The sequence below is a fragment of the Arthrobacter sp. GW822-FHT05G07 genome (assembly GCF_058799755.1).
Genome location: NZ_JBXALT010000009.1, coordinates 239,662 through 256,458, shown reverse-complemented (window position 1 = coordinate 256,458; position 16,797 = coordinate 239,662). Strand labels below are relative to the sequence as shown.

The following is a 16,797-nucleotide window of genomic DNA, read 5'->3' as shown; positions in this document are numbered from 1 at the left end:
AAGCCCGAGGGATGTGAGAGAGGGTCAGAGGGCCGTAAACCGCAGCAGGATGGCATGCTCCGGGTTCAGGACCGGCATGGGAAGACCTACCTCACCCAAGAACTGTCCCGAAGCCGCAGCCCCGGAATCCACCCACGGCGCCGGCTTTGCCTCAGTGAACGTGTGCCCGTAGTCGGCGTCCCCGGGGGCAGGGAAGATCGACTCCACCCGGTAGGTCCGGCACGGATCCAACCCCGGAATGGTCACCCGTCCGGGTAGTTCGCTAAAGCCTGTCCGGGTTTTCACCACGGCAAAAAGAGCAGCCGTGGCACCGGACGTTGGAGCGTCAGCCACCACGCCGTGCACCATCAGGGACTCGTCCGGCACATCGGCCCGCACCATTCGGCCACTGTGAATAAGGCCACGGTGTTCCTTGTACAGTCCGATGAAGCGCTTGAGCTCCTCACGCTCCTCCCCGGTGACGGAACGGACATCCCACTCCATGCCGAAGTGTCCAAACAACGCCGTGATGGCGCGGAACGAGAGGTCGTGCGTCCGCCCGGTGGTGTGCGACGTAGTGGGTCCAATGTGTCCGCCCACCAGTTCCGGCGGGACCACCATTCCGGTCCATCGTTGGATGGTTTGCCGTTCCAAGGCGTCGTTGCAGTCGGAAGCCCAGATCCGGTCCGTCCGCTCCAGGATCCCAAGGTCCACACGGGCGCCACCGGAGGAGCAGCTTTCGATCTCAACCCCTGGGTGGGCTGCATGGAGCGCATCGAACAGCCGGTACGCGGCAAGGGTTTGCTCGTGCACCGAAGCCTGGCCCGCATGCCCGTGCTCCAGCAGGTCGCGGTTCTGGTCCCACTTGAGGTAGCTGATGTTGTTCTCACGCAGCAGGGCGTCGATCCGATCGTAAATGTACTGCCACGCATCCGGGTTCACGAGGTCGATCACATGCTGCTGCCGCCACCCGAGGGGCAGGCGGCCGCCGTCTTTGTAGGAAACCGCTGAGGGGCCCACGATCCATTCGGGATGAGCCCTGGCGATGTCGGAGTCCAGATTGACCATTTCCGGCTCCACCCACAGCCCGAACTCCATGCCGCGTGACGTCACGGCATCAATCAACGGAGTCAGGCCGCTCGGCCAGAGGGTCTCGTCAACGTACCAGTCGCCCAGCCCCGCGTGGTCGCCGCGGCGCCCGCGGAACCAGCCGTCGTCGAGCACGAAACGTTCAACTCCAAGATCGGCAGCCGACTCCGCCAACTCGATCAGGGTGTCCAGTTTGTGGTCGAAATACACCGCTTCCCACGTGTTGAGGACTACTGGGCGGGCTTTACCGGAAGATGCACCCACGTGGTGCGGCCGTGAACGGAACCAGGAGTAGAAAGCCTCGGAAATTCCGTCCAGTCCCCGGTCTGAGTAGGCCGCAAACAGTGCGGGAGTTGTGTAACTTTCGCCGGGCTGCAGGACCACTTCGGCGGGTCCCAACAGCTCGGAGCCACCCACCATGGTGCGGCCATCGGCAACGTTGTCCGCGAACTGCTCGTGGTTGCCGCTCCACGCCAAGTGCGTGGCCCACACTTTGCCGTGCCTGTTGCCGAAGCCGGCTGTTCCGGCCGCAAGCAGGAGCGAGGAGTCATGTCCGGTCCGTCCATGGCGGCCCGTGCGGACCCAGGTTCCCTGCTGAATGGCCCTGCGCTGGGGGTGGCGCTCACGGCACCAACGACCCGTCAGGTCCAGAAGTTCGACGGCGTCCGGCGCCACCGGGAGCATGGTCGCCAACTCGTCCACCTGGAAAGGCGACGTGCCATGGTTGGTTGCGGAGTGCTTCACTTCGAGGAGTCCGCCCGGGTGCAAGGTGAGGTTGCTGGTGACCGTGATGCCGGCGTCGGGATCGGCCTGGACAATCACCGCTGTGGTGCCGTCCGACGTCGCACTCACGACGCGCAGGCGCACCGAGAAATCAAAACCGGGCACGCCGTCCGTGAAGCGGTGGCCTCGAAGTCCCGGCCGGCCCTGCCACGACGACGACGCCTGGGGAAGGAGGCCCGCGGGCACGTTCGCGTCAATGGACGAAGGCGGGATTGGCTCGTTGAGGATGGCCAAGTCCGGGAGGGTGTCGCCCAGATCGGCTCCCCAGTGCGTTATCTCAGCCTCTCCACGGTGGGTGCTGATCACCAGGCTGGTACCTGCGGAACGGAGATGGAGCGGATGCATGTATGAAGTCGCTTTCAGAATTGGATGGGCGCCGGGCTAATTCGGGTGTTGTGAGGCCCGCTCTGCGCACTTCGCGAAGGAATTGGCGCGTAGAGCGGGCCTCGCAACGGGTGGGTTTACTTGAAGAGATCGTTGACTTGGTTGTTGGCCTCAGTCAAGGAGGAAGCAGGCTTCTTGCCGGAGAGCACGGCGTCCATGGCCGGCTTCATGATGCCGTCAACCTTGGCGGCCTTGTCCGCGATGGGGAAGAGGAACGTGGTGCCGTCCTTCACATGCGTGGTGAAGGCGGAAACGTCGGTGCCCTTGTCGGCGAAGGCCTTGGCGGCTAGCTCGGAGGAACTGGCGATTGCAGGGAAGACAACAGCCTTGGTGGCCACAACATCCTGGCAAGCAGTGGAGCCGAGGTATTCCACCCATTTGACGCTGGCCCCGGGGTTCTTGGTGCCGGCCCAGATGGAGTCGGCCAAGCCGTTGAACATGGAAGCGCGCTCGCCGTTGGGGCCCTTCGGGGTGGGGGCAAAGGCCGTTTCGATGCCCTTGTAGGTCTTGTACTGGCCAATCAACCAATCCCCATTGGTGTTGATGGCGGACTTCCCTGCGCCGAAGCTGTCCGGCATGCTGGCGCCGACGGTGGTCTCGAGCTTGGGCATGTAACCCTTGTCCACCAATCCGGCCCACCAAGCGATGGTCTCCTGGAAACGGGGGTCGTCGTAGTTGAACTTGCTGCCCCACGGGTTCTTGTCCGTGGCGGTCCAACCGGTGGTCGCCGTCAGGAAGCTCCACTCCGTCTGCCCTTGTCCGGAGCCGCTGCCGGTTAGGCCGAGGCCGTACGTCGCCACGTTGTTCTTGTCGAACCCTGCCTCGTCGCCGCGCTTACCGTTCTTGTCCACGGTCAGGTGCGCGATGGTTTTCTCGTAGCTGCCTCCGTCTTTCGGGTTCCAATCAAGCGAAGCCATCTGCTCCGCGGAAATCCCGGCTGCATCCGTCATGGCCTTGTTGTAGAACAGGCCCACGGTGTCCCAGTCCTTCGGGAGGCCGTAGCGCTTGCCGTCCTGACCCACCCAGAGCTCAGGGAGGCCCTTGGTGTAGGCGTCCAGCTTGATGCCGTCCTTCTCCACGGCCTCATCCAGGGAGAGCAACTGCTTCTTGGCTGCGTACTCCGGGTATTTGGAGAGGTGATTGGTGAACACGTCAGGTGCGGTGCCGGCCACGAAACCGTTGGTCAGCGTGGTCCAGTAGTCGTCCCAACCGCGCTGTGTGATCTTGACCTTGATGTCCGGGTTGGCCTTGGTGAAATCATCAGCGCATTGCTGGTACGCCGGGAGCTGGTTGGCGTCCCAGAGCCAATAGTTGATTTCACCCTTGGCCTCGGAGGAGGCAGGGGAGGAGCCGCCACAGGCGGACAGTGTCAGGGCGATGGCGGCGGCAGCAGCGGCGACGCCGAGGGTTTTCTTCATAGCGAACCTTTCGAGGGTGTGACTTTCACAGGGGGTGCGGGTTACTTGATTCCGGAGAATCCAATGGAGTTGACCACCTTCTTGCCGAAGGCGATGAACAGCAGGAAGATCGGCAGGGCTGCAACGAGGGTTCCGGCCATGAGCCCGGACCAGTCGAGGGCGCCTTGCGGGGACTGCGATTTGAAGACGCTGAGGCCTACGGTGAGCACCCGGACGTTCTCGTCCTGGCCCACCAGCAGCGGCCAGAAGTATTCGTTCCACTGGCCGATAAAGGTCAGCAGCGCCAGGGTGGCGATGGGGGCGGCGGCGTTGGGAAGCACAATCTGGAAGAAGATGCGCAGGTGCTTGGCGCCGTCGAGCATTGCCGCTTCCTCAACCTCGCGGGACATGCTGAGGAAGAACTGGCGGAGGAAGAAGATGGCGAACGGGGTCATGAACAGGAACGGCAGGGACATGCCGGCCATGGTGTTGAGCAGGCCGAGGTTCTTGATCATGAGGAAGTTGGGCAGGGCCGTGAAGATCGGCGGAACCATCATGGTGGTCAGGAACACGGCGAATACCTTGTTACGGCCCGGCCAGCGCAACCGTGCGAAAGCGTAGGCAGCCATGGCGCTGAAGAACACTTGGCCGGCTGTGGTGACGGTGGCGAAGATGACGGAGTTGCGGAGGTAGAGCCAGAAGTTTATGGCTGCACCGGAGCCGCCGTCGGCAATAGCCTCTTCGGTGGTTTGCAGCCCGAGGACGCGCTTGAAAGCGCCCCAGCTGAAGTCGGCCGGGAGCAGGTTCCCGGCGTTGGAGGCCAGCGCACTGTTGCTGGACAACGCCGTCCGCAGCATCCAGAGGAACGGGGCGATGGTCACGGCGAGGGCGACGGCGACCAGCACCCAGGCGCCGATGCGTCGCCAATTGAGGGGCTTCTTGCGGTCATTGCGGGGCAGGGTTGAGGTTGTCATGGCGGTTCCTTAGTCCAAATCCGGCTTAGTCCAGGTCCGATTCATTGCCCTTGAGGAACTTCATTTGCACGAAGGCCACCAGGGCGAGAATGACGAACAGAATCACGGACAGTGCGGAGGCGTACCCGAAGTCGGACTCGCCGAAGGCTTTTTGGTAGATGTACATCTGGATCACGCGGGAGGCGTTGACGGGTCCACCGTTGGTGGTGACGGCTACGGTGTCGAAAACCTGGAAGGAACCGATCACGGTCACCACCAGTACCAGCACCAACACCGGGCGGAGCAGCGGCATGGTGACGCTCCAGAACGTCCGGGTGGGGGACGCACCGTCGAGGTTTGCTACCTCGTACAGGTGGTTGGGGATGGATTGGAGGCCGGCGAAGATCAGCAGGGCCGTGTATCCCATGTGCCGCCAGACGTTCACGAACGCGATGGTGGGGATGGCCCATTGTTCGCTGCCGAAAAAGGCCACACGGGGGAGGCCCACCCAGCTCATGATTTCGTTGACGATGCCCAGTTGGTAGTCGAGCATCCAGAACCAGAGGAGGGCGACGATGACGTTGGCCACCAGGAACGGCAGCAGGAGGGCGCCGCGAATGAAGGTGGATTTAGCTACCCGATGCATCAGCAGGGCAAGGCCAAGGGCGATGACCGTTTGGAAGCCGATGTTGAGGGCCACGTACTGGAGCGTGACGCCCATGGCGTTCCAGAACAGTTCGTCGGCAAAGATCGCGGTGTAGTTATCGATCCCGATCCACGTGGGCTCGCCCAGGATGCTGTACTCAGTGAAGCTGAGGTAGATGCCGCGGATGGTGGGGATCAGAAAGAACGCCACGAAGCCGATGACGGCCGGGAAGATGAAGAAGAGAGCGATTCTTAGGTCGCCGAGGCGGCTGGTCATGCTGCGTTTGGCGGGCTGGGGCTTGCGTCCGTGGATACTCCCGGAGCGCCCGGGGGCCCTGCCCGGTTGCTTGGTTAGCGTGGTCATCGTCGACCCTTTCCTGACTGTGATATGGGTAACAACTGGATGAGAATCTACACGAGTAGATTCGAATGATGCAAGAGCTGACGCAATATTTTGGTGAGAAATGTTCGTAACTGTTCTTTCTGTTGACTCGTGTAGATCGCAGTGGGAGACTCGACACGGAATCAATGGAGGACATAGCCGCGGCTGCTTTCAGTAGCTTCAAGGAAGGTAAACAATGACGTTTTCGATCGGTGTTGTGGGTGCAGGGCAATTCGGTGGCCAATTCGCCCACTTGTTCAAGCTCCACCCGGGCGTCAGCGCGGTGTACGCAATCGACGAACTGCCCGAGCGAGCCGTTGCAGCGCAGGAGCGCTGGGGACTGGACGGCGTGATGGGCAGCTTCGATGAGCTGTTGGAGTCCGACGTCGATGCTGTCGCCATCTTCACGCAGCGGTGGACGCACGGGCCTCTGGTTGAGCGCGCCCTGCGGGCCGGGAAGCACGTCTATTCAGCAGTGCCAATGGCGATCTCCGAAGAGGAAATTGAACGAATCATCGAGGCCGTACGTGAGACCAAGCTGGTCTACGCGATGGGTGAAACCAGTTATTACAACCCCGCCACTGTCTTCGCCCGGCAGCAACATGCGGCGGGAAAGTTCGGCCGCATTTTCTACACTGAGGGCGACTACGTCCATGACATGGACCTCGGGTTCTACGAGGCGTATCAGTACAGCGGGGGAGAGCGGTGGAAGGAAACCGCCAGCTACCCGCCCATGCTCTACCCGACGCATGCCATCGGTGGCGTCCTCGGCGCTGTGCCCGGGCACGCGGTCAGCGTCAGCTGCATCGGTGTGAAGGACCACCGCGGCGATGGCGTCTTCGACAAGGACGTCAGCATGTTTGCCAACGACTTCTCGAACGCCACGGCACTTTTTGAAATGAACGACGGCGGCGCGATGCGCACCAACGAGATGCGCCGCGTCGGGTACCCCTCCCATATCCGGGAATCACGCTTCCGTTTCTTTGGCACCGACGCCAGCTTTGAGCAGCTTGCTACCACCACGGTGTGGCAGGACAAGTCCACGGTGGAAGACGTATCGGAGCAGGTGGAAACCAAGCCCACTATGTCCCTGGATGACCCCTCCCTGGCAGACGTGGCGCCGGAACTGCGGGATGCCTTCATCTCGGGGCTGGCTCCCGTGCATGACCAGTCCCGGCTTCCCCAAGAGTTCATCGGGGCACCCAACGGGCATGAAGGAAGCCACCAATTTCTGGTGGACGACTTCGTCACGGCGGTCAACAACCGCAGCCTTCCTCCAGTCAACGCCTGGGTGGCAGCCCGGTTCACGTTGCCGGGAATCATCGCCCACGAGTCCGCCCTTCGCGGCGGGGAGCGCCTCCCCATCCGCGACTTCGGTGACGCTCCCGTGGAGTAGCTAGCATTTACCTCATGACAACTTCAGCGGTACAAACCTCGCGCGGCCCGGTCACACGCAAAGACGTGGCCCGGTACGCCGGGGTGAGTACCGCCGTCGTGAGTTATGTGGTGAACGGTGGGCCCAAGAACGTGGCCCCGGCAACGGAAGCCAAGGTTCGGGAGGCCATCCGTGTCCTCGGATACCGACCCAACGCCGCCGCCCGTGCCCTCAAGCTGGGTTCCAGCGAGACCATCGGCGTGGTGGTGCCGGACAACACCAATCCGTTTTTCACGCAGCTGGCCCACGCCGTGGAAGAGGCTGCGTCCGAACTGGGGTACGGGATGGTGCTCACCAACTCGGACGGAAGCCTGACGCGCGAACGCAAAAACATCCGCACCCTTGCCGCCCGGCAGGTGGACGGTGTGTTCCTGGCCAGCTGTGTGTTCGATCCCGATGTCACGGAACTTGAAGCCTCGGAGATCCCTTCCGTGCTCTTGAACAATGCAGGCTCGCCCCCTGAACTTAACAGCGTGGGTGTTGATCTCCAAGCCGGAGCGCGTGCCGCGGTTGAACACCTCATTGGCCATGGGCACACAAACATTGGCTTGGCTATCGGCACCAATACCGGCAATCAGCTGGATGGCCGCGAGGTAGGCTGGCTGGCCACTTTGCATGACGCCGGGTTGCCGGACGGGCCCATGCTTCACGGACCCTTCAGCCGTCCGGGCGGGTACGAGGTAGGCAAGCGCTTCCTCTCCATGGCCAACCGGCCCACGGCGATTTTTGCCAGCAACGACATGCAAGCCATCGGTATTCTCAGGGCACTTCACGAGGCCGGTGTTCGGGTACCCGAGGACCTTGCATTGGTCTCCTTCGACGGATCACTCGACGCCGAATACAGCTGGCCCGCCCTGACCACCGTTGCGCAGCCGGTCAGGGCGATGGCCGAAGCCGCGGTGCAAGCACTGGTAGGCAAGGGACGCGGCGATGCACTGCAACATCAGATCCTGCCCACCGAGCTGATCATCCGTCAGTCCTGCGGCTGCACATAGCCCGCCTGGTCCCGGCGGGTATGACGACGGCGGCTGGTCCGGTTACGAGTCCATGCTCGCGTAACGCTCCGGGCGGGCCAGCACCTGGCTGATCTGGGCCGTGCCTGCAGCAACAGCGAGCCTGACCAGCAGGAACCCCGCCGCGAACACCCCGCCGATGGTCAGGAACACCACGGGCTGGGTCAACAGCACTGCGCCGGTCAGCGGAAGGACCAGGAGGGCAGCTGCGGCAGCTGAAATACCCGCTACCAGGAACAGCGGCGACATGACGGCTTTGACCCTGGCGGCCACCATGAGTTTCTGCGGCATCCCCACGCGGTCCAGTGCCACCAAGGTTGAAGCCCGGTCCAGAACTGCCGCTGCTTGGTTCACGCCCGCAGAGCAGGCAACCATCAGGAACGAGCCCAGCAAGGTGATCATCACTCCGGTATTGATGTCGCGGACAAGCAGCGTAGTTTCAGCGTCACCGCCGGTTCCCATGGTGTCCGCCACCGCCATGCCGACGCCCACGAACACCCCCACAAAACTGGTCATCGCGACGCCCCCAACTTGCCGCCACGATTCCTTGGGGCTCTCCAGGACGGTCCGCGCGGCCAGCAGTTGCTCAGGCCGTTTGGCGCGCTTGAGTTGCGAGGACGCCCGCAATCGCAGGATCCAAGGCCCCATGAGGTTCAACGCCAGCAGCGCCAAGCCAAAGCAGCCACCCATCACAGCGATGATCACAATGAACGCGCCGAAGCTGCTGAGCATACCCATCGCCACCACTCCGATGACCACCACCACAGCCGCGATAAGACCGCGAACCCAGTGTGCGCCGTCGGCCGTTTGCCTGGTACGGACGCCCAACGGCGTCACCACAACTTTCCGAAGCCCCAGCGCAGCGCTCGCCGCGGCAAGCACACAGACTGCCAGGACGCAGCCGAGAATGGATGGCACCGACAACCATGCGTGGCTTCCGATTGCCTGGCCGCGGAACTGGATCAGCCCCAGGAACGGTGCGATGCAGGCATAGAGCCCCGCACCCGCCAAAGCTCCCACGGCAGCGAGGACAGTGGACTCTATGACGGTCATCCAGACCACGGTCGCGCTGTTGGCGCCAAGCAGCCGCAAGGAGGCCAAGCGGTCATCACGACGGCGTGCGGCGAGTCGGGCGGCCGAGGCGCCGAGCGTCAGCAAGGGAATGATGAGCAAGACCATCGCGACGACGGCCAAGGCTAGGTACGTGCCTGCGATGGTGTCAGACCAGGACCAGAAGACCTGTGAACCTCCGGCCACCGTGAGCAGGAGAGCCGTGACTGTCCCGAAGGCGAGGATCGGGAGCCCGACATCGCGAAGACCGGATTCCCGGAAGCTGCTCCAGTTGCTTCGGGCCAGATACGGTGTGAGGCGCAGGGCCATGGTGAGACTAGACATTGAAGGCACCCTTGAAGTTGGCGGTGGCCGCCTCTGCCGGGCTGGAGGCGGGCGCAGCCTGGCTGGACGGTTCTGCCTGGCTCGGGGCCGAAACGGGGCTTCCGCTATCTGACACGATCCGGCCATCGCGCAATTCCACAACGCGCCGGCAACGGGCAGCAACGTTGGGATCGTGGGTGACCACCAGAAGAGTCCGGCCGTTAGCGGCCACCGAGTGGAGGAGCACGTCCAGGACTTCCTTGGAGGTCGCCGAGTCCAAAGCGCCGGTGGGCTCGTCGGCGAAGACCACCCGGGCGCCCGTGACCTGGGCGCGGGCAATGGCCACGCGCTGAACCTGTCCGCCGGAGAGCTCGCCCAAACGACGCTGCTCCATGCCGGCAAGGCCCAAGGCCGCCAACCATTCGGCGGCCCGGGACTCGGACGTTGCGCGGTCTGTGCCGTTGAGCATCAGGGCAAGGGCCACGTTCTCCAAGGCAGTGAGCTCCGGCAAGAGCATGCCTTGCTGGAATACGAAGCCGAACTCCTCACGACGCAGGCGGGACAACGCAGCGTCACCCAAGGTGTCCAGCCGCATTGGCGCCGACGGCGTGTTCAAGGTGATGGAACCGGCGTCGGGCCTCAAAATCCCGGCGAGGCAGTGCAGAAGGGTGGTCTTACCGGAACCCGAAGGCCCGATGATCGCAATGGACTCCCCGGCATTCGCTATGAAGTCGACGTGGTCCAAGGCGATGCTGCCGGGGTAGTGCTTGGTGAGCTGCTGGGCGTGGAGGATGGCGTTCATATATCCAGCATCCCTGCGGGCCCTATCCCACGGCGTCAGTCTCGCGGCTGAACTCTGCCGGCTGGTCTCCACCCGCGGTATGAGATCCAACTACGTAGCTGCGAGCTACTTGGGTTACGCCTCCGCGATCCGCAGCTTGGCAACATTCTCGGCCAGTACGCGGCGGGCATCCTCGCCCAGGAGCGAGTCCGTGATCAGCTCGTCAACCTCTTCCAAACGGGTGATCGACGCAATGCCCACCACGCCCCACTTGCTGTGGTCGGCCAGGATAACGGTGCTCCGGGCGGACGACATGAAAGCGCGGTTGGTTTCGGCTTCAAGCAGGTTGGGGGTGGTGAAACCGGCGTGGGCATCCATGCCGTGGACTCCCAGGAAGAGCACGTCCAGGTGGAGCTGCTTCAGCGAGGACGTAGCTATCGGCCCCACCAGGGCGTCCGACGGTGTCCGTTCGCCACCGATCAGGATCACCGTGGATCCGAAGCGTGCCGGGCCTGATGAGGAGCCATGGTGGAAAAGATCTGCGATGCGCACCGAGTTGGTGACCACAGTGATGCGTGGACCATTGACGAGTTCCTTCGCCAACGCCCACGTAGTGGTGCCGGCGCCCAGGCCTATTGCCATGCCTTCCTGGACCAGCGACGCGGCTTCCACCGCAATGGCGTGCTTCTCCGCAGTCAGTTGCGTGGACTTCAGTTCGAAGCCGGGTTCGTGGGTGCTCGCATCGCCGGGAAGCTTGGCTCCGCCGTGAATGCGCTCAACGCGGCCGGCTTCCTCGAGCGCTTCGATGTCGCGGCGTACGGTCATGGGGGAGACCCCCAGCAATTGCGCGAGGTCCGAGACCCGCACTACGCGTTCGCGCTGGACGGCGTCGATGATGGCGGAGTGGCGTGCTGCCTGAAGCATCAGGGCCTTTCTGGGGAACCTCGTCAAACATGGGGCTGAGTCTGGCACCAGTCTAGGGCGGGAGGCTTCCAGAGCACGGCAGGCAAAGCGCGGCGGCGTCGCCCAACTGCTTAAACGCACGACGACGCCGCTCGCCTCGGGAGGTGAGCGGCGCCGTCGTGAATTGCTTACTTACGGAGTGATTCAGCGATCTGCGTCATGATACCGGGGTCGGCCAGGGTGGTGGCGTCGCCGGTGTCGCGGCCTTCAGCGATGTCCTTGAGGAGGCGGCGGACGATCTTGCCCGAGCGGGTCTTGGGCAGTTCCGGAACGATCAGCAGCTGCTTGGGCTTGGCGATCGGCCCGATTTCCTTGCCCACGTGGTTTCTCAGTGCCAGCACGGTTTCGTCGCCGTTGTTCACGGCGTCACCGCGGAGGATGACGAACGCGACGACGGCCTGTCCGGTGGTCTCGTCAGCGGCACCCACCACTGCCGCTTCAGCGACGGACGGATGCGAGACCAGGGCGGACTCGATTTCGGTGGTGGAGAGGCGGTGGCCTGAGACGTTCATGACGTCGTCCACGCGGCCCAGGAGCCAGACGTCGCCGTCTTCGTCCTTCTTGGCACCGTCGCCGGCGAAGTACATGGCCTCGAACCTGGACCAGTAGGTGTCCTTGAACCGCTCCGGGTCGCCCCAGATACCGCGCAGCATGGAGGGCCACGGTTCGCGGACCACCAGGTAACCGCCTTCGCCGTTGGCCACGGACTGGCCGGCTTCGTCCACCACGTCCACGGCGATGCCTGGCAGCGGAACCTGGGCCGAGCCGGGCTTGGTGGCCGTGACTCCGGGCAGCGGGGCGATCATCTGCGCGCCGGTTTCGGTCTGCCACCAGGTGTCCACGATCGGTGCGGGGTTGTCTTTCTTTTCGCCGTTTTTGCCGGCGTTGGCGCCGATGACGTCCCGGTACCACATCCACGCTTCGGGGTTGATGGATTCGCCCACCGAGCCGAGGACGCGGATGGAGGAGAGGTCGTACTTGTCCGGGATGTCCCGGCCCCACTTCATGAACGTCCGGATCGCAGTGGGCGCGGTGTAGAGGATGGAGACCTTGTACTTCTCCACGATTTCCCACCAGCGGCCCTGGTGCGGGGAGTCCGGGGTGCCTTCGTACATGACCTGGGTGGCGCCGTTGATGAGCGGTGCGTAGGTGACGTAGGAGTGGCCGGTGACCCATCCGACGTCGGCGGTGCACCAGTACACGTCGGTTTCCGGGTGGAGGTCGAACACGGCTTTGTGGGTGTAGGCACCCTGGGTGAGGTAGCCGCCGGTGGTGTGCAGGATGCCCTTGGGCTTGCCGGTGGTGCCGGAGGTGTAGAGGATGAACAGCGGGTGCTCGGAGTCATGCCCGACGGCGGTGTGCTCGGTTGATGCCTTGTCCACGGTGTCGGACCACCAGAGGTCGCGGCCTTCCACCCAGTTGACGTCCTCGCCGTTGCGCTTGACTACGACCACGTTCTGGACGGTGTGGCCTTCTTTCGAGAGGGCTTCGTCCACCGCGGGCTTCAGGGCGCTGGGCTTGCCGCGGCGGTAGGTGCCGTCGGCAGTGACAACGAGCTTTGCCTCGGCGTCCTCGATACGGGAACGCAGCGCGTCCGCGGAGAAGCCACCAAACACCACCGAGTGCACGGCGCCGATCCTGGCGCAGGCAAGGAGCGTGATGACGGCTTCGGGGATCATGGGCAGGTACACGGCCACGCGGTCGCCCTTGGCGACACCGAGGGTTTCGAAGGCGTTGGCGGCTTTCTTGACCTCTTCGGTCAGCTCGGCATAGGTGTAGGTGCGGGTGTCGCCGGGTTCGCCTTCGAAGTAGATGGCAACACGGTCGCCCAGGCCGTTCTCCACGTGCCGGTCCAGCGCGTTGTACGCAGCGTTGATCTCGCCGCCCACGAACCACTTGGCGAACGGCGGGTTGGACCAGTCAAGGGCCTCGGTGAAGTCCTTATCCCACGTCAGCAGCTCACGGGCTTGCTTGGCCCAGAACGCGGGACGGTCCGCCTCCGCCTCTGCATAGGCGTCAGCACTCGTCACCGCATTGGCGGCAAACTCCGCCGACGGTGCGAATTTGCGGTTCTCGTGGAGGAGGTTTTCAAGCGCCTCGACGTGTGGGGCCTGACCGTTCTGAGCCGTTGAAGCTGCAGCGGTGGCCGTGGATCCGGTGGTGTCCTGGGACATGGTGAACCTCATCATTCATCGATCTTTGCTGCGCGGATCCTGCCACAAGGTCCCCGCCCGGGCCGTCGTCGGCGTCGAGCGCGTTCCCCGAAAGGTCCGCAGAGTGCTGTCCGCCATCAACACTATCGCTTTGAGAGGTCCTACGTGTGCGTCGTCACAAAGCCGGCAGCGAGCGGCGCGGATTTAGCGACGAATGGCGTCCGGGGCGGCTAGGAACCGTTTACATGACGACGACGGCGGCCCGCGCCAGCCGCTGCGGGGGTGGCGACCGCGGGCCATCTCTGTAAGGAACCTTGGAGTTTGCTGTGGGCGAAGCTGTAAGGCCGTTTTCAGCTAGAACCCTGTCAGTGGGGTGGCATAGGCTGAATAAGTCTTGGGACGCACTTCTGGCGTGTCCGGTTCTCGGCGGAATCCCGCGGAGGTCACCGGGCCGGACTGTCCAAGACGCCGCCGTACGAAGGAGAAATAGATGAACCAGCTGAGCCCAGGCCCGCACGACTCATTGCCGACGGGACCGGACACCGCGGCTGGAACGGCTGCAGCTGCGGGTGGTACCGCTGCCGGGAAGCCTGCGCCGGGTACGTCCGGAGCTCCTGTCATGAACGACGCATCCAAGAACGACGCTGGTAGGTATGACGCCGTCGCCGGGCCTTTCACCATCCGGGACCTTACTGTTTTCGGCTCCACGCTCCTGATGTTCGTGGCCTCGCTTCTGCCGATGTTCGGGGAACTTTACAACCTCTGGAACCTTGGAAACCTGTTCTTCCTGCTGCTGGGAATCCTGCTGCCGCTGGTTGTGGTGGCACTCTTCGTTGCCCGCAGGCTGCAGCCGGGGACGGTCATCCGTATTGGCTCGCTGTCCGTTGACCAGTTCGCGTCCGTCACGGCCTCGTTCGCCTTCCCTCTGTTCTTCCTCACCATTGCCAACTCGTTCAATGGCAGCGTCCTGTTGGGTTTGGTCGGTTCTGTAGGCCTGCTGACCGCGACGGTCCTGGCCCCGCATCTTCCGTGGCTTTCCGCCGATTTCAAGGGCCGTGCTGAAACGCCCGCGCACAATGTTGCGCGCGAGGCAGCTGTGCCCAGCCGCAAACCGGCTGCTCCCAAAGAACCTAAGGCCCCCAAAACGCCGAAGCCATCCGACACAGCCGGTTCAACGTCCGGATTCCAAGGGGCGGCGCACGGATACCAGGCTCCGGCCGCTCACGTTCCTGCCGCTCAGGCTCCGGGCGCGCATGTTCCTGGTACAGCTGCGGCAGCAGCCTCCACTGGTGCTCCCGGTGCGGGTGGCCCCGCAGGTGCCGGTGCCGCAACCGGTGCGGGTGCCGTTGCAGGCGCCAGCCCCTTCGCTCCGCCGGCCAGCTACGGAACCACGCCGTCGCCGGCAACCGAAGCACCCGCCGTCGTGCATTCAGCTGACGCCAAGCCTGCCGACACCGCTGGCCCTGAAACTGCGGGCCCTGCGACCGCTGGTGCTGCGATCGCTGGTCGTGAAACCGCTCCTGCGCCTTCGGGTGCAGGTGCCTCACCCGCCGTGCCTTCCCCTGAGCGGGCCGAGCCCGCTGAAGAATCGGGGGCAAAGGACGCCCCGAGTTCTGCAACCGAACCGGCCACCACGCAGCACGCTGCGCAGCCGGCTGCCGCGGCCCAACAGCCGTGGGCTGCCACCATGGCAACGCCCATAGTTTCCGGTGACACACGGAGGGTCAGCGACTCGATCGGCGCTACCGTGGACCCGGCCAGCCGTCCGGAAGAATCCGATTCTCCCCAGTATGAGGCCTTCTGGTTCGCCGTCGCCCAGCCCCGGACTGCCTATGACGAGCACAGCGGAGCTCCCGCCTTCACCATCGAACCCGGTGGATGGGTCTTGGCGCTGGAGGACCGCGGCCATGAATTCCTGGTCCAGGACACCGACGGCAAGGTCGGGGTTCTTCGGGAGCTCAGCAACATCGAACGCGGCTAGGCAGGGACGCCGTGGCCATCGCTGAAGCTGGTTCGCTGCTCGCGCTCAAACGCCGGGCGCGCAAAATCAACAGGGTTCTCGCTGAAAAGTACCCCTACGCTCATGCGGAGCTTGATTTCAGGAACCCTTTTGAGCTGGTGGTGGCCACGGTCCTGTCGGCCCAAACCACTGATGTGCTGGTCAACCAGGTCACCAAGATCCTGTTTGCCCGCTACCCGGATGCCCGCGCCATGGCTGAGGCGGATCCCCTCGAGTTGGAGACAATACTCCAGCCGACGGGCTTCTTCAGGGCTAAGGCGCGGAACGTCCTGGCACTCAGCACACGGCTTGTGGATGAGTTCGACGGCGTGGTCCCTGGACGTCTTGAAGACCTGGTGACGCTCCCGGGCGTCGGGCGCAAGACCGCGAACGTGGTTTTGGGCAATGCGTTCGGCGTTCCCGGGATCACGGTGGATACGCATTTCGGCCGGCTTGCCCGCCGTTTTGGGTGGACGGCTTCGGACGATCCGGTGAAGATCGAGTTCGACGTCGCCGACTTATTTGAATCCCGGGACTGGACCATGCTCTCCCACCGAGTGGTGTTCCATGGGCGGAGGGTCTGCCATTCCAGGAAGCCTGCCTGCGGTGCTTGTCCGGTGGCGAGCCTCTGCCCGAGCTACGGCGAGGGCGAGACGGACCCCGTCAAGGCGGCCAAGCTGCTGAAGTATGAGCTCGCGCCGGGAAACGAAGCTTTGCTGGAACAGCTCCTGGCCGAGACGCACAGGGCAGCGGAGATCCGCATGGAATCGCAAAGGAGGCCCGGGTGACCGCGCTGGAGGAACTGTCCGCACTGGTAACCCGCTTTGAAGACGGTCAGCAGCAGCACTCGGCCCTCTGGGAGAAGCTTCCCGTCACCCCCGAAACCAACCGGGCTGCGGCGGTGCTCATGCTTTTCGGCGTGCTGGACAACGTCCCTGCCGAATCCGGGCGTCCTATCGCGCCGGCGGACCTCGATGTCTTGTTGCTGGAACGGGCACACACCCTTGATGACCATCCGGGTCAGGTAGCGTTCCCGGGCGGCAGCGTGGACCCCGAAGACGAGTCTGTGGTGGCCGCAGCGCTTCGCGAAGCCGTGGAAGAAACCGGCCTGGATGCTGGTGGTGTCCGGGTTCTCGGAGTCATCCCGGAACTCGGGCTCATCCGGAGCAACTTCCGTGTGACGCCGGTGCTGGCGTGGTGGGATGCGCCGTCACCGGTGCGCGTGGTGGACTACGCCGAATCTGCGCAGGTCTTCAGAGTGCCGGTTCGCGACCTTCTGGATCCCGTCAACCGTGTCACTGCCACCATTTCGCGGTTCGGCCGCACATACACAAGCCCGGGCTTCACCGTAAATGGAGTGCTGGTGTGGGGCTTCACGGGGATGGTCCTTAGCGGCCTCTTCGACGAATTGGGCTGGACCGTACCTTGGGACAAGGACAAGCTGCGCGACATCGACCTTTGAGACAT

General features: G+C 63.7%; 13 protein-coding genes. 5 read left to right on the top strand and 8 right to left on the bottom strand.

Annotated elements, in window-relative coordinates:
• Window positions 1-24: 24 nt before the first annotated feature.
• The 4 genes from AC1RJY_RS16960 to AC1RJY_RS16945 form a co-directional block, all read right to left on the bottom strand.
• A complete protein-coding gene (locus AC1RJY_RS16960; RefSeq protein ID WP_498602788.1) occupies window positions 25-2,196 on the bottom strand; it encodes an alpha-galactosidase in 2,172 nt (723 codons plus the stop codon).
• A gap of 116 nt (window positions 2,197-2,312) precedes the next feature.
• Window positions 2,313-3,653, bottom strand: coding sequence for an ABC transporter substrate-binding protein (locus AC1RJY_RS16955; RefSeq protein WP_498602787.1), 1,341 nt, complete (start codon window positions 3,651-3,653; stop codon window positions 2,313-2,315).
• Window positions 3,654-3,694: 41 nt separating this feature from the next.
• A complete protein-coding gene (locus tag AC1RJY_RS16950; protein WP_011775982.1) occupies window positions 3,695-4,606 on the bottom strand; it encodes a carbohydrate ABC transporter permease in 912 nt (303 codons plus the stop codon).
• A 25-nt stretch (window positions 4,607-4,631) separates the two neighbouring features.
• Window positions 4,632-5,594, bottom strand: a complete 963-nt coding sequence (locus AC1RJY_RS16945) for a carbohydrate ABC transporter permease (RefSeq protein ID WP_043806314.1) — start codon at window positions 5,592-5,594, stop codon at window positions 4,632-4,634.
• Window positions 5,595-5,808: 214 nt separating this feature from the next.
• Here AC1RJY_RS16945 and AC1RJY_RS16940 point away from each other — a divergent pair, with 214 nt between their 5' ends.
• Complete coding sequence (locus AC1RJY_RS16940; protein ID WP_498602786.1) at window positions 5,809-7,008, top strand: Gfo/Idh/MocA family protein; 1,200 nt, start codon at window positions 5,809-5,811, stop codon at window positions 7,006-7,008.
• A 14-nt stretch (window positions 7,009-7,022) separates the two neighbouring features.
• Window positions 7,023-8,042: a LacI family DNA-binding transcriptional regulator gene (locus AC1RJY_RS16935; protein ID WP_498602785.1), complete on the top strand. Its 1,020-nt coding sequence runs from the start codon at window positions 7,023-7,025 to the stop codon at window positions 8,040-8,042.
• A gap of 42 nt (window positions 8,043-8,084) precedes the next feature.
• Here the strand turns inward: AC1RJY_RS16935 and AC1RJY_RS16930 are convergent, their stop codons facing one another.
• The 4 genes from AC1RJY_RS16930 to acs all read right to left on the bottom strand — a co-directional run bounded on the left by AC1RJY_RS16930 (window position 8,085) and on the right by acs (window position 13,352).
• Window positions 8,085-9,440 carry an FtsX-like permease family protein gene (locus AC1RJY_RS16930; protein WP_498602802.1) on the bottom strand — a complete coding sequence of 452 codons (1,356 nt, stop codon included), beginning with the start codon at window positions 9,438-9,440 and terminating at the stop codon, window positions 8,085-8,087.
• Between the two features lie 7 nt (window positions 9,441-9,447).
• Window positions 9,448-10,236, bottom strand: a complete 789-nt coding sequence (locus tag AC1RJY_RS16925) for an ABC transporter ATP-binding protein (protein ID WP_011775977.1) — start codon at window positions 10,234-10,236, stop codon at window positions 9,448-9,450.
• Between the two features lie 114 nt (window positions 10,237-10,350).
• Window positions 10,351-11,139, bottom strand: a complete 789-nt coding sequence (locus tag AC1RJY_RS16920) for a DeoR/GlpR family DNA-binding transcription regulator (RefSeq protein ID WP_011775976.1) — start codon at window positions 11,137-11,139, stop codon at window positions 10,351-10,353.
• Window positions 11,140-11,306: 167 nt separating this feature from the next.
• Window positions 11,307-13,352 (bottom strand): acetate--CoA ligase, encoded by a 2,046-nt coding sequence (gene acs, locus AC1RJY_RS16915; RefSeq protein ID WP_210066282.1) that lies wholly within the window; start codon window positions 13,350-13,352, stop codon window positions 11,307-11,309.
• A gap of 469 nt (window positions 13,353-13,821) precedes the next feature.
• Here acs and AC1RJY_RS16910 point away from each other — a divergent pair, with 469 nt between their 5' ends.
• Genes AC1RJY_RS16910 through AC1RJY_RS16900 form a run of 3 tightly spaced genes read left to right on the top strand, consistent with a single transcriptional unit; the run spans window position 13,822 to window position 16,792 of the window.
• A complete protein-coding gene (locus AC1RJY_RS16910) occupies window positions 13,822-15,312 on the top strand; it encodes a hypothetical protein (protein WP_498602784.1) in 1,491 nt (496 codons plus the stop codon).
• 11 nt (window positions 15,313-15,323) lie between these two features.
• Window positions 15,324-16,118 (top strand): endonuclease III, encoded by a 795-nt coding sequence (nth, locus tag AC1RJY_RS16905; protein ID WP_498602783.1) that lies wholly within the window; start codon window positions 15,324-15,326, stop codon window positions 16,116-16,118.
• Window positions 16,115-16,792: an NUDIX hydrolase gene (locus AC1RJY_RS16900; protein WP_014922685.1), complete on the top strand. Its 678-nt coding sequence runs from the start codon at window positions 16,115-16,117 to the stop codon at window positions 16,790-16,792. Before nth ends, AC1RJY_RS16900 begins: the two co-directional genes overlap by 4 nt.
• Window positions 16,793-16,797: the final 5 nt, after the last annotated feature.

Excerpts from the sequence above, each read along its gene's own strand:
- AC1RJY_RS16930 (WP_498602802.1), bottom strand. The coding sequence starts at position 9,440 with ATGGCCCTGCGCCTCACACCGTATCTGGCCCGAAGCAACTGGAGCAGC.
- AC1RJY_RS16940 (WP_498602786.1), top strand. The coding sequence starts at position 5,809 with ATGACGTTTTCGATCGGTGTTGTGGGTGCAGGGCAATTCGGTGGCCAA.
- AC1RJY_RS16960 (WP_498602788.1), bottom strand. The coding sequence starts at position 2,196 with ATGCATCCGCTCCATCTCCGTTCCGCAGGTACCAGCCTGGTGATCAGC.
- acs (WP_210066282.1), bottom strand. The coding sequence starts at position 13,352 with ATGTCCCAGGACACCACCGGATCCACGGCCACCGCTGCAGCTTCAACG.
- AC1RJY_RS16920 (WP_011775976.1), bottom strand. The coding sequence starts at position 11,139 with ATGCTTCAGGCAGCACGCCACTCCGCCATCATCGACGCCGTCCAGCGC.
- AC1RJY_RS16925 (WP_011775977.1), bottom strand. The coding sequence starts at position 10,236 with ATGAACGCCATCCTCCACGCCCAGCAGCTCACCAAGCACTACCCCGGC.
- AC1RJY_RS16935 (WP_498602785.1), top strand. The coding sequence starts at position 7,023 with ATGACAACTTCAGCGGTACAAACCTCGCGCGGCCCGGTCACACGCAAA.
- AC1RJY_RS16955 (WP_498602787.1), bottom strand. The coding sequence starts at position 3,653 with ATGAAGAAAACCCTCGGCGTCGCCGCTGCTGCCGCCGCCATCGCCCTG.
- AC1RJY_RS16945 (WP_043806314.1), bottom strand. The coding sequence starts at position 5,594 with ATGACCACGCTAACCAAGCAACCGGGCAGGGCCCCCGGGCGCTCCGGG.
- AC1RJY_RS16910 (WP_498602784.1), top strand. The coding sequence starts at position 13,822 with ATGAACCAGCTGAGCCCAGGCCCGCACGACTCATTGCCGACGGGACCG.
- AC1RJY_RS16950 (WP_011775982.1), bottom strand. The coding sequence starts at position 4,606 with ATGACAACCTCAACCCTGCCCCGCAATGACCGCAAGAAGCCCCTCAAT.